Source organism: Bradyrhizobium sp. USDA 4451 (assembly GCF_054822585.1).
In genome coordinates this window covers 630,353-642,695 of the sequence record NZ_JBTRCH010000001.1, presented here as the reverse complement: position 1 = coordinate 642,695, position 12,343 = coordinate 630,353, and the positions used below count along the sequence as shown (strand labels likewise).

Genomic DNA, 12,343 nt, shown 5'->3' with positions numbered 1-12,343 from the left:
GCTATTCGGTTGCATCTGGTAGTCCGACAGCAGCTTCCAATGTGCTAGGTAGAACGACAGCCGGCCTGAACCGGCGCCGCGGTCGTGTCGACCAATGCACGAGCGCGCCTGGCGACGGTCTCGCCGGCTCTGGAGGACTTCATGACTGGCTTCGACATTTTCGCGATTGCGTTCGTTCTTCTCGTCATCGTCACGCTGTTCGCCGGGATCAAGACCGTCCCGCAGGGCTTTGACTGGACCATCGAGCGGTTCGGCAAATACACCCGCACGCTGTCGCCCGGCCTCAATCTGATCGTGCCGTATTTCGATCGCATCGGCCGCAAGATCAACATGATGGAGCAGGTGATCGACATCCCCGAGCAGGAGGTGATCACCAAGGACAACGCCACCGTGACGGTGGACGGCGTCGCGTTCTACCAGGTGTTCGATGCGGCGAAGGCGAGCTACGAGGTCGCCAATCTCAACCAGGCGATCACGGTGCTGACCATGACCAACATCCGTTCGGTGATGGGCTCGATGGACCTCGACCAGGTGCTGTCGCATCGCGACGAGATCAACGAGCGGCTGCTGCGGGTGGTCGACGCCGCGGTGTCGCCGTGGGGCGTCAAGGTCAACCGCATCGAGATCAAGGACATCGTGCCGCCGGCCGATCTCGTCGAGGCGATGGGCCGGCAGATGAAGGCCGAGCGCGTCAAGCGCGCCGATATCCTGCAGGCGGAAGGCCAGCGGCAGTCGGAGATCCTGCGCGCCGAGGGCGCCAAGCAGGGCCAGATCTTGCAGGCCGAGGGGCGCCGCGAGGCCGCCTTCCGCGACGCCGAGGCGCGCGAGCGTCTCGCCGAGGCCGAGGCCAAGGCGACCCAGATGGTGTCGGAATCGATCGCGAAGGGCGACGTCGCCGCGCTCAACTACTTCATCGCCGACAAATACATCAAGGCGTTCGGCCAGCTCGCGGAATCGCCGAACCAGAAGGTCCTGATGCTGCCGATCGAAACCTCGAGCGTGCTGGGCTCGCTCGCCGGCATCGGCGAGATCGCCCGCGCCACCTTCGGCGAGAGCGCGGCATCCGCCAGCGCCGCAGCGCGGCGCGGCGGCTCGGTGCCGCCGGCCGGTCCACAGGCACCACCGCCGGTGCCGCCGCAGCGGTGAGGACGTGACGACGTCACGCCTGCAATGGTAGAGGTCGTATCATGGCCGAGATGTTTTCGACATTGGGTACCTGGAACTGGCTGATCTTCGGCTTCATCCTGATGGCGCTGGAGCTTGCGGCGCCCGGGGTGTTCCTGTTCTGGCTCGGGCTTTCGGCGCTCTTGGTCGGCCTGCTGTCCTTCGTGTTCACGCCGTCCTGGCAGGTACAGCTGTTGATGTTCGCGGTGTTCGCCGCGCTGGCGGTGCCGGCCTGGCGGCATTTTGCCAGGGGCGCGACCGCGGCGAGCAAGACCAATCCGTTCCTCAACCGCCGCAACGAAGCGCTGGTCGGCCGCGAATTCACGCTGGAGAAGCCGATTATCGACGGCGCAGGCACGGTGCGGATCGACGACACGGTGTGGCGCGTCGCCGGCCCCGATGCGCCGGCCGGCAGCCGGGTCAAGGTGGTCCGCGCCGACGGCGCCAGCCTGACGGTGGCCGCGGTCTAGCTGCCAGCGCGCTTGCTCCAGCGCTCGGCGAAGCGGTTCAGCGGCGTGAACGTCGCAAACAGCTCTCTTCCGAGCACGGTGAGGCCGTAACCATCATCGGTCAGCTCGACGAGGCCCGCCTCGCGCAGCTCGGTTAGTCGCGTCTGCAAGATCGTCGGCGAGGCTTCGTCACAGGCGCTGCGCAGCGCGCGCGAGGTCAGCGCGCCCTCGCGCAATTCCCAGAAGATGCGCAAGGTCCAGCGCCGCCCCAACAGATCGAGCAGCGCCATGATCGGGCGGCCGGACCGCGAGCCGCGGACGCCGGGTTTTGCTGTCGGAACTTGCTTCGCCATGTCGCCAATCCCTCTCGAATCCCGCTTGCGTCGATCGCTACAGATATTGTAGCGTATCGCTACAATAAATGTAGCAATGAGACCGAGCCATGTCACGCATCGCGCCGCTCGATCCGCCCTATGCGGCGGACGTTCAACAGCATTTCGACCGCATCATGCGCGGCAAGCCGCCGCTCGTGCTGTTCCGCATGATGGCGGCCCATCCGCGCGCCTGGGAGAAATTCCGCGGCGCCAGCCTGCTGGATCGCGGGCCGCTGCCGCTGCGCGAGCGGGAGATCGTGATCGACCGCACCTGCGCGCTGAACAGATGCGAATACGAATGGGGCGTGCATGTCACGGCGTTCGGCGCCGCCGCCAAGCTGTCCGCGCAGCAGATCCACGCCACCATGCACGGTGCGGCCGATGCCGATTGCTGGTCAACGTCGGAACAGGCGCTGATCGCGACGGTCGACGCGCTGCATGAGCGTGCGACGCTGGATGACGCGGAATTCGCTGCGCTGTCGGCGCATTACGATGAGGATCAGATCCTGGAGATCATCCTGCTGTGCGGCTTCTACCGCACGGTCTCATATCTCGCCAACGCGCTGGCCTTGCCGCTGGAGGCGACGGCGGCGCGGTTTCCGAAGTAATCACCGTCATTCCGGGGCGACGCGAAGCGGCGAGCCCGGAATCCATAACCACCATCGTGAGTATGGATTCCGGGCTCGCGCATCCAAGTCGGCTGTTGCCGACTTGGACCAATCTAGAATTCCGAACTCGGGTAAACCCGAGTTCGGTGGCGCGCCCCGGAATGACAAAAAGGGCCTACGCCACGCCCGCGCGCAGCAGGTCGTGCAGATGGATGATGCCGACCGGCTTCTTCGCGTCGGTCACGATCAGCGTGGTGATCTTCGAGGCGTTGAGCAGCTCGAGCGCTTCGCCGGCCAGCGTGTCGCGGCCGATCGTCTTCGGCGTGGTGGTCATCACCTCGTCGACCGACAGCGTCAACAGTTCGGGCCGCATCTGCCGGCGCAGATCGCCGTCGGTGACGATGCCGACGAGATGGCCGTGGCGGTCGACGATGCCGACGCAGCCGAAACCCTTCGACGTCATCTCGACCAGCGCATCCGACATCTTGGTGCCGAGCGGCTTGAGCGGCAGCGCGTCGCCGCTATGCATCAGGTCGCGGGCATATTTCAGCAGCGCGCCGAGCTTGCCGCCCGGATGCAGCACGCTGAAATCGGTCGAGGTGAAGCCGCGGCCCTCGAGCAGCGCGATCGCCAGCGCATCGCCAAGCGCCAGCATCATCAGCGAGGAGGTCGTCGGCGCCAGATTGTGTGGGCAGGCCTCGCGGGCCTTCGGCAGCGTCAGCTGCACGTCGGCGGCCTTGCTCAGCGTCGATTCCTTGTCGGCAGTCATCGCGATCAGCGGAATGCCGAAACGCGCGGCATAGGCGATCAGGTTGCGCATCTCGGCCTGTTCGCCGGACCAGGACAGCGCCAGCATCACGTCATCGGCGGTGATCATGCCGAGATCGCCGTGGCTCGCTTCCGCCGAGTGCACGAAGAACGCCGGCGTGCCAGTCGAGGCGAAAGTCGCGGCGATCTTGCGGCCGATATGACCTGATTTGCCGAGTCCGGTCACGATCAGCCGCCCCTTGGCCTTGCGGATCAGCTCGGCCGCCGCCGTGAACGCCGCGCCGAGATCGGACGTGAGGGCCGCGGACAGCGCAGCGACACCGCTGGCTTCGGCATCGAGGGTGCGGAGCGCCGACTGAACGGCGCCGTCATCGGGGCCGGATGATTTGGTCATCAGCGGTTTCGGTTTGGCCATTTCGGATTCCAGGGGAGGGGTTTTGCACCCGGGCGTCTCCCTTAGCACGTTCGATTCCGCGATGCGACGCGCGGCCGCCGTTCCTCAACGGCTCATTAACCATAATTGTTTTAACTCCATTAACGACGTTTTCCGCCACCCGGTGGAATGCGTGCGTCAAGTGCATGAATTCGTTGGGGTATTTCCATCGTGGTGCGGCGGCCAGCAAGCGGCCCAAATCGGCGCGGACGCCTCGTTCGCGTGGCTTTGCCGTGCCTTTTGCTAACGGCTCTTTTGCTGACTGCGACCGGCGGCCTCGCCACCGCCCAGACCGTGACGCCGGATTTGTTCAGCCCGAACCGGCAAAGCCAGGTGATCACCCAGGATTCGCCGCTGCGCCGGACCCAGCTCGACGCCATGGATCCGCTCAACGGCCTGAAGCTGCCGGATGCCGATCCCACCCGGCGTTCCTCGTCATCGACGTCGACCACAGAGCGCCTCGGGCAAATCCCGACCTATGGGCTCCCCGCCGCGAACGGCGCCGCGACGTCCGGCTATGACTCGCTCAACCGCAAACGTCTCAAGCCGAAATATTATCCGGGCCAGGCCAAGCCGAAGCCGCCGCCGGGGCCGGGCTCGCCGGTGCCGCCGCCACCGCCGCTGAATGCGGCCGGGCAGCTGCGGCTGTCGATCCCACCGTCGGAGGCTGCCGCCAAGGCGCCGCTGCCGCCGGCGATGGCCGGTACCATCGTCGGCCAGCCGCCGCGCAGGCGGCTCAAGCTCGACGACGATCCGTTCGGCGCGGTCGGCGATTACGCCGGCTCGTTCATGGTCAAGACCGCGGTCGAGGTGATGGCCGGCTACGACACCAATCCGGGCCGCCTGTTTCAGCCGCAGGGCAAGGCGTTCTACATGGTGTCGCCGGAATTCGTCGCGATGTCGGACTGGGAGCGCCACGCCGTCGTCGCCGATCTGCGCGGCTCGTTCACCGGCTACGGCTCGCAGCTGACGCCGAACGCCGACGGCACGCCGCTGTCGGCGCCGCTCGATGTCGACCGTCCGAACTTCACCGGCCATATCGACGGCCGTCTCGATGTCTCAAAGGACACGCATCTGACGGCGCAGGCCCGCCTGCTGGTGTCGACCGACAATCCCGGCAGCCCGAACGTGCAGGCGGGTCTTGCCAAATATCCGATCTACAGCACGGTCGGCGGCACCTTCGGCATCGACCAGCATTTCAACCGCATGCAGGTCTCGCTCGGCGCCACCGTCGACCGCACCGATTACCAATGGTCGAAGCTCACCGACGGCACCTCGTCGTCGAACGACGACCGCAACTTCAGCCAATATGGCGGCATCGGCCGCGTCAGTTATGAGCTCAATCCGGCGGTGAAGCCGTTCGTCGAGGTGCAGGGCGACAGTCGCGTCCACGATCTTTATCTCGACCGCGCCGGCTACGCGCGCGATTCGTCGGGCGGCTACGTCAAGGCCGGCACCTCGTTCGAGTTCACGCGGATGCTGTTCGGCGAGATTTCGATCGGCTATGCGATGCGCGACTATGCCGACACGCGGCTCAACCGGCTCGAGGGCCTGCTCACCACGGCCTCGCTGACCTGGACCGCGACGCCGCTGACGACGGCCAAGTTCTATTCCGACACCCAGATCGGCGAGACCACGCTGCCCGGCACCTCGGGCGTGCTGTCGCGCAGCTACACCATCGAGGTCGATCACGACTTCCGCCGCTGGCTCACCGCAATCGGCAAGTTCACCTACGGCACCCTCGAGTACCAGGGCGACAACCGCAACGACACCGTCTACTCGGTGTCGACCGACATCATCTACAAGATGACCCGCAGCCTCTGGATCAAGGGCACCATCCGCCGCGACTGGCTGGATTCGAACCAGCCGCTGCAGAGCTCGGCGTCGACGGTGGTGATGCTCGGCGTGCGGGTGCAGAACTAGCGATTCCGCATAAGCAGGTCGCACTGCACATGAGGTGTCATGCCCCACGAAAGCGGGGCATCCAGTACGCCGCGGCTTTTCGATTCCAGCGCTGACGCCTCTGGAATACTGGATCGCCCGCTTTCGCGGGCGATGACAGCGAGTGTGTGAGGCTGCAGTTTGCCGCAACAGCCGGGCGCTTACCCCGGCAAATCCGTCTTCCCCATCAGGAACGCGTCGATCGCGCGCGCGCATTGGCGGCCTTCGCGGATTGCCCAGACCACGAGCGACTGGCCGCGGCGCATGTCGCCGGCGGAGAAGATCTTTGCGCGCGAGGTCTGGTAGTCGTGCAGCGAGGCGCGGACATTGCCGCGCTGGTCGAGGTCGACGCCCAAGGTCTTGAGCAGGCCCTCGTGCACCGGATGGACGAAGCCCATCGCCAGCAGCACCAGCTCGGCGTCGAGCGTGAACTCGGTGCCGGGCAGCGGCTTGAACTTGTCGTCGACCTTGACGCAATGCAGCTTGCTGACCTTGCCGTCCTTGCCTTCGAACCTTGTCGTCAGCACGGCGAATTCGCGCACCGCGCCTTCGGCCTGGCTCGACGAGGTCCGCATCTTCAGCGGCCAGTTCGGCCAGGTCACGCCCTTGTTCTCGTGCTCGGGCGGCGCCGGCATGATCTCGAGCTGGGTCACCGAGAGCGCGCCTTGCCGGAACGAGGTGCCGATGCAGTCCGATCCGGTGTCGCCGCCGCCGATCACGACGACATGCTTGCCGCCGGCGAGGATGTCGACGGCGCCGTTCAGCGATTCGCCGGAGACGCGGCGGTTCTGCTGCGGCAGGAAGTCCATCGCGAAGTGGATGCCGGCAAGATCGCGGCCCGGGATCGGCAGGTCGCGCGGGGCTTCCGCGCCGCCGGTCAGCGCCACCGCGTCAACCTGCTTGGCGAGCTCCTGCGGGTCGATCGCGCCGGGGGTCGAGCCGCCGACGGCCTTGCCGTAGTGGAAGGTGACGCCCTCGGCTTCCATCTGTGCGACGCGGCGGTCGATGACGCCCTTCTCCATCTTGAAGTCGGGAATGCCATAGCGCAGCAGGCCGCCGGCCTTGGCGAACTTCTCGTAGACATGCACCTCGTGGCCGGCGCGCGCGAGCTGCTGGGCCGCGGCCATGCCGGCGGGACCGGAGCCGATCACGGCGACCTTCTTGCCGGTCTTCTGCGCGGCGATCTCCGGCTTGACCCAGCCATTGTCCCAGGCGCGGTCGACGATCGCGCATTCGATCGTCTTGATGGTGACCGGGTTGTCGTCGATGTTCAGCGTGCAGGACGCCTCGCACGGCGCCGGGCAGATCCGGCCGGTGAATTCGGGGAAGTTGTTGGTCGAGTGCAGGTTGCGCGAGGCTTCTTGCCAGTTGCCCTGATAGACGAGGTCGTTGAAATCGGGGATCTGGTTGTTGACCGGGCAGCCCGGCGTGCCCGGCACGGTCGAGCCGGTGCCGTGGCAATAGGGGATGCCGCAATTCATGCAGCGCGCCGCCTGGTCGCGGGTGTCCTTCTCGCTCAGCGGAACGACGAATTCCTTGAAGTTCTTGAGCCGATCGGCGACCGGCTCGTACTTGCGGTCATGCCGCTCGATCTCGAGGAAACCTGTGATCTTGCCCATTTAAACCCGATGCCCCTGCATCATGTGTTCGTCTGTTCTGTTTCGTTATCTTCCGTCATTGCGAGGAGCGTAGCGACGAAGCAATCCATCGTTCGGCTTGTGGCGCTATGGATTGCTTCGCTGCGCTCGCAATGACGAGCTCGTGTCGTTACGCGCCGATCGCGATTTTCGGCTCGGCGTCGGCGTTGGCCTTCATTTCCTTCAACGCGCGGCGGTACTCCACCGGCATCACCTTGCGGAATTTGGGCAGCCAGGTCTTCCAGTTGGCGAGGATCTCCGCCGCCTTCTTCGAGCCGGTCAGCTTGGCGTGACGCGTGATCAGCACATGCAGCCGCTCCACGTCGGAGTCGAGCAGGTTCTGGAACACGTCGACCCGGCCATGCGCCTCGAGATCGCCGGAGTGATGGTAGGTGTCGGCGTTGATCATCTCTTCCGACAGCACCGGCTCCAGCTCGACCATCGACAGGTTGCAGAGCTTGTTGAAGTCGCCGGCCTCGTCCAGCACATAGGCGATGCCGCCGGACATGCCGGCCGCGAAGTTGCGCCCGGTCTTGCCGAGTACCACCACGATGCCGCCGGTCATGTATTCGCAGCAATGATCGCCGGCGCCTTCGACGACCGCGACCGCGCCGGAGTTGCGCACCGCGAAGCGCTCGCCGGCGATGCCGCGGAAGTAGCATTCGCCCGCGATCGCGCCGTACATCACGGTGTTGCCGACGATGATCGACTCCTCGGGCACGATGCCGGAGATCTTCGGCGGCTTGACGATGATGCAGCCGCCCGAGAGGCCCTTGCCGACATAGTCGTTGCCTTCACCCTCGAGCTCGAAGGTGACGCCCTTGGCGAGCCAGGCGCCGAACGCCTGTCCGGCGGTGCCCTTCAGGCCGACATGGATGGTGTCGAGCGGCAGGCCGGCATGGCCGTAGATCTTGGCCACCGCGCCCGACAGCATCGCGCCGGCGGAACGGTCGGTGTTGTTGATCTCTTCCTCGATCCTGACCGGCGCGCCGCGATCGAGCGCAGCCTGCGCCTTCTCGATCAGCCGGCGGTCGAGCACGGCTTCCAGATGGTGGTTCTGGCGTTCCGAGTGATAGATCGTCTGGCCCTTCTCCTCCTTCTGCCGCACGAACAGCTTGGAGAAATCGAGGCCCTTGGCCTTCCAGTGCGAGACCAGTGCGGTCTGGTCCAGCATCTGGACCTGGCCGACCATGTCGTCGAACTTCTTGTAGCCGAGCTGCGCCATGATCTCGCGGACTTCCTCGGCGACGAAGAAGAAGTAGTTGATGACGTGCTCGGGCTGGCCGGTGAAGCGCTTGCGCAGCACCGGATCCTGGGTCGCGACCCCGACCGGGCAGGTGTTGAGGTGGCACTTGCGCATCATGATACAGCCCGCCGCGATCAAGGGCGCAGTGGCGAAGCCGAACTCGTCGGCGCCGAGCAGCGCGCCGATCACGACGTCGCGGCCGGTGCGGAAACCGCCGTCGACCTGCACCGCGATGCGGCTGCGCAGCCGCTGGCGCACCAGCGTCTGATGGGTTTCGGCAAGGCCGATCTCCCACGGCGAGCCGGCATGCTTGATCGAGGTCAGTGGCGAGGCACCGGTGCCGCCCTCGAAGCCGGCGATGGTCACATGGTCGGCGCGCGCCTTGGCGACGCCGGCGGCAACCGTGCCGACGCCGACTTCGGACACCAGCTTGACCGAGACCTGGCCGTCGGGATTGACGTTCTTGAGGTCGTAGATCAGCTGGGCGAGGTCTTCGATCGAGTAGATGTCGTGATGCGGCGGCGGCGAGATCAGGCCGACGCCCGGCGTCGAATGCCGGACGCGCGCGATCGTCGCGTCGACCTTGTGGCCGGGCAGCTGGCCGCCTTCGCCGGGCTTGGCACCCTGCGCCATCTTGATCTGCATCATGTCGGAGTTGACGAGATATTCCGTCGTCACGCCGAACCGGCCCGAGGCGACCTGCTTGATCGCCGAGCGCATGCTGTCGCCGTTGGGCAGCGGCTTGAAGCGGTCGGATTCCTCGCCGCCTTCGCCGGTGTTCGACTTGCCGCCGATCCGGTTCATCGCGATCGCGAGCGTGGTGTGCGCCTCGCGCGAGATCGAGCCGAACGACATCGCGCCGGTGGAGAAGCGCTTGACGATCTCCTTGGCCGGCTCGACCTCCTCGAGCTTGACCGGCTTGCGCTTGTCGTCCTCGGCGCTCTTGATCCGGAACAGGCCGCGCAGCGTCAAAAGACGCTCGGACTGCTCGTTGAGGATCTTGGCGAACGCTCGGTAGCGCTCCTGCGAGTTGCCGCGCACGGCATGTTGCAACGTCGAGACCGATTCCGCGGTCCAGGCATGGTCCTCGCCGCGGGTGCGGTAGGCATATTCGCCGCCGACATCGAGCGCGCTCTTGTAGATCTGGCCGTCACCGAACGCGTCGGTGTGGCGCCGCACGGTCTCCTCGGCGATCTCGCCGAGGCCGACGCCCTCGATGCGGGTGTGGGTGCCGGCGAAATACTTGGCGACGAAGTCCGCCTTGAGGCCGACCGCGTCGAAGATCTGCGCGCCGCAATAGGACTGGTAGGTCGAGATGCCCATCTTGGACATCACCTTGAGCAGGCCCTTGCCGATCGACTTGATGTAGCGCTTGACGATCTCGTAGTCGTCGAGCGCGCCGGGCAGCCGGTCCTTCATCGCGAGGATGGTCTCGAACGCGAGATAGGGGTTGATCGCTTCGGCACCGTAGCCGGCGAGGCAGGCGAAGTGATGCACTTCGCGCGGCTCGCCGGATTCGACCACCAGGCCGACCGAGGTGCGCAGGCCGGTGCGGATCAGATGATGATGCACGGCGGCGCAGGCCAAGAGCGACGGGATCGGGATCCGGTCGGTGCCGGTCATGCGGTCCGACAGGATGATGATGTTGATGCCCTCGCGCACCGCGCCCTCGGCGCGCGCGCAGAGCTCGTCGAGCACCTGCTCCATGCCCGCCGCGCCGAATCCGGCGTGGAAGGTGGTGTCGAGCGTGCGCGACTTGAAATGGGTCTCGGCGACGTCGGAGATCGAGCGGATCTTCTCCAGATCCGCGTCGGTCAGGATCGGCTGCCGCACCTCGAGCCGCTTGGTCGAGGCGACGCCTTGCAGGTCGAACAGGTTCGGCCGCGGCCCGATGATCGAGACCAGGCTCATCACGATCTCTTCGCGGATCGGATCGATCGGCGGGTTCGTCACCTGGGCGAAGTTCTGCTTGAAATAGGTGAACAGCTGCTTCGGCTTGTCCGACAGCGCCGAGATCGGCGTATCGTTGCCCATCGAGCCGGCGGCTTCCTCGCCGGTGGACGCCATCGGCGTCATCAGGATGTTGATGTCTTCCTGGCTGTAGCCGAACGCCTGCTGGCGGTCCAGGAGCGGCAGGTTGGAGCGCACGCCCTTGGCCGGCGCATCCGGCAGCTCCTCGAGCTGGATTTGGGTGCGATGCAGCCAGTCGCTGTAGGGATGGCTCTTGGCGAGGTCGGCCTTGATCTCGTCGTCGGGAATCAGGCGGCCCTGCTCGAGGTCGACGAGCAGCATCTTGCCGGGTTGCAGCCGCCACTTGGTGACGATCTGGTCCTCCGGAATCTTCAAGACGCCCATTTCGGACGCCATCACGATGCGGTCGTCCTTGGTGACGAGATAGCGCGCCGGACGCAGGCCGTTGCGGTCGAGCGTCGCGCCGATCTTGCGGCCGTCGGTGAAGGCGATCGCGGCCGGGCCGTCCCACGGCTCCATCAGCGCGGCATGGTATTCGTAGAAGGCGCGGCGCTGCTCATCCATCAAGGGATTGCCGGCCCACGCTTCCGGAATCATCATCATCACGGCGTGCGGCAGCGAGTAACCGCCCTGCACCAGGAATTCGAGCGCGTTGTCGAAGCAGGCGGTGTCGCTCTGGCCTTCATAGGAGATCGGCCACAGCCGGCTGATGTCCTTGCCGTAAGCTTCCGAATGCACCGAGGCCTGCCGCGCCGCCATCCAGTTGACGTTGCCGCGCAGCGTGTTGATTTCGCCGTTATGGGCGATCATCCGGTAGGGATGCGCCAGCGACCAGGTCGGGAAGGTGTTGGTCGAGAAGCGTTGATGCACCAGCGCCAGAGCGCTGTCGAAGTCCGCTTCATGCAGGTCGGGATAGTACTTGCCGAGCTGGTCGGCGAGGAACATGCCCTTGTAGATCACGGTGCGGCACGACAGCGAGCACGGATAATAGCCCGCCATGCCGCGGTCGCGGCGCTGATAGATCGCCTGCGAGATCGACTTGCGCAGGATGTAGAGCCGGCGCTCGAAATCGTCCTCGGTCTTGGCGGCGCCGTTGCGGCCGATGAAGACCTGCATGTGGTAGGGCTCGGTCGGCTTCACGGTGACGCCGAGCGAGGAATTGTCACTGGGCACGTCGCGCCAGCCGAGCAGCTTGAAGCCCTCGTTCTTGATCTCGTCGGCGATGATGCTCTTGATCACGTTCCGCCACGCCGCATCGCGCGGCATGAACAGCGCGCCGATGGCGTATTCGCCGGGCTGCGGCAGCTTGAAGCCGAGCTCCGCGGTCTTGCGCGCGAAGAAGGTGTGCGGGATCTGCACCAGGATGCCGGCGCCGTCGCCGGCGCGCGGGTCGGCGCCGACGGCGCCGCGATGCTCGAGGTTGCACAGGATGTTCAGCGCGTCGGAGACGATCTGATGCGACTTCTGGCCCTTGATGTTGGCGATGAAGCCGACGCCGCAGGAGTCCTTTTCCAGGCTCGGATCGAACAGGCCTTCGGCTTCAGGACGCCAGGTATGAAGTTCAGGCGTATGAAGCTCGCGCGCGGGTTCGGCGGCTTTCGAGTCCGCGGTCGCCGACAGCGTACCTGCCACGATGATTTCGCGCTCGAATTCCGACCCGCTCATGTGTCCTCTCCCTTGCGTAAGGGGTCTCACCCTGTTTGGCGCACCTTGGACGTTGCGGCACCCACCGGGCCACCGCTCGTCCGCCGC

8 protein-coding genes are annotated in these 12,343 nt (G+C 65.7%); 4 read left to right on the top strand and 4 right to left on the bottom strand.

Annotated elements, in window-relative coordinates; genetic code table 11:
• Positions 1–141 precede the first annotated feature (141 nt).
• Both ACVMB0_RS02825 and ACVMB0_RS02820 read left to right on the top strand, forming a co-directional pair.
• Positions 142–1,146, top strand: a complete 1,005-nt coding sequence (locus ACVMB0_RS02825; RefSeq protein ID WP_456752312.1) for an SPFH domain-containing protein — start codon at positions 142–144, stop codon at positions 1,144–1,146.
• Positions 1,147–1,187: 41 nt separating this feature from the next.
• Positions 1,188–1,634: an NfeD family protein gene (locus ACVMB0_RS02820; protein WP_461345252.1), complete on the top strand. Its 447-nt coding sequence runs from the start codon at positions 1,188–1,190 to the stop codon at positions 1,632–1,634.
• Here ACVMB0_RS02820 and ACVMB0_RS02815 read toward each other — a convergent pair.
• A complete protein-coding gene (locus tag ACVMB0_RS02815; RefSeq protein ID WP_456752313.1) occupies positions 1,631–1,966 on the bottom strand; it encodes a winged helix-turn-helix transcriptional regulator in 336 nt (111 codons plus the stop codon). The two genes, ACVMB0_RS02820 and ACVMB0_RS02815, sit on opposite strands and share 4 nt — an antisense overlap.
• Positions 1,967–2,055: 89 nt before the next feature.
• On the opposite strand from ACVMB0_RS02815, the gene ACVMB0_RS02810 reads away from it, so the two are divergent.
• Positions 2,056–2,595: a carboxymuconolactone decarboxylase family protein gene (locus tag ACVMB0_RS02810; protein ID WP_456752314.1), complete on the top strand. Its 540-nt coding sequence runs from the start codon at positions 2,056–2,058 to the stop codon at positions 2,593–2,595.
• A 175-nt stretch (positions 2,596–2,770) separates the two neighbouring features.
• Here ACVMB0_RS02810 and ACVMB0_RS02805 read toward each other — a convergent pair whose 3' ends face one another.
• Positions 2,771–3,778, bottom strand: coding sequence for a KpsF/GutQ family sugar-phosphate isomerase (locus ACVMB0_RS02805; protein WP_456752315.1), 1,008 nt, complete (start codon positions 3,776–3,778; stop codon positions 2,771–2,773).
• A gap of 189 nt (positions 3,779–3,967) precedes the next feature.
• On the opposite strand from ACVMB0_RS02805, the gene ACVMB0_RS02800 reads away from it, so the two are divergent.
• Positions 3,968–5,719, top strand: a complete 1,752-nt coding sequence (locus tag ACVMB0_RS02800; RefSeq protein ID WP_461345251.1) for an outer membrane beta-barrel protein — start codon at positions 3,968–3,970, stop codon at positions 5,717–5,719.
• Positions 5,720–5,898: 179 nt separating this feature from the next.
• Here the strand turns inward: ACVMB0_RS02800 and ACVMB0_RS02795 are convergent, their stop codons facing one another.
• Entirely contained in the window at positions 5,899–7,356 is a 1,458-nt protein-coding gene (locus tag ACVMB0_RS02795; RefSeq protein ID WP_456797196.1) for a glutamate synthase subunit beta, read from the bottom strand.
• Positions 7,357–7,504: 148 nt separating this feature from the next.
• Positions 7,505–12,256 carry a glutamate synthase large subunit gene (gltB, locus tag ACVMB0_RS02790; RefSeq protein WP_456752319.1) on the bottom strand — a complete coding sequence of 1,584 codons (4,752 nt, stop codon included), beginning with the start codon at positions 12,254–12,256 and terminating at the stop codon, positions 7,505–7,507.
• Between the last annotated feature and the right edge of the window lie 87 nt (positions 12,257–12,343).

What these genes read in the sequence shown, in the direction of transcription:
- ACVMB0_RS02825 (WP_456752312.1), top strand. Translation starts at nt 142, where the DNA reads ATGACTGGCTTCGACATTTTCGCGATTGCGTTCGTTCTTCTCGTCATC.
- ACVMB0_RS02820 (WP_461345252.1), top strand. Translation starts at nt 1,188, where the DNA reads ATGGCCGAGATGTTTTCGACATTGGGTACCTGGAACTGGCTGATCTTC.
- ACVMB0_RS02815 (WP_456752313.1), bottom strand. Translation starts at nt 1,966, where the DNA reads ATGGCGAAGCAAGTTCCGACAGCAAAACCCGGCGTCCGCGGCTCGCGG.
- ACVMB0_RS02810 (WP_456752314.1), top strand. Translation starts at nt 2,056, where the DNA reads ATGTCACGCATCGCGCCGCTCGATCCGCCCTATGCGGCGGACGTTCAA.
- ACVMB0_RS02805 (WP_456752315.1), bottom strand. Translation starts at nt 3,778, where the DNA reads ATGGCCAAACCGAAACCGCTGATGACCAAATCATCCGGCCCCGATGAC.
- ACVMB0_RS02795 (WP_456797196.1), bottom strand. Translation starts at nt 7,356, where the DNA reads ATGGGCAAGATCACAGGTTTCCTCGAGATCGAGCGGCATGACCGCAAG.
- gltB (WP_456752319.1), bottom strand. Translation starts at nt 12,256, where the DNA reads ATGAGCGGGTCGGAATTCGAGCGCGAAATCATCGTGGCAGGTACGCTG.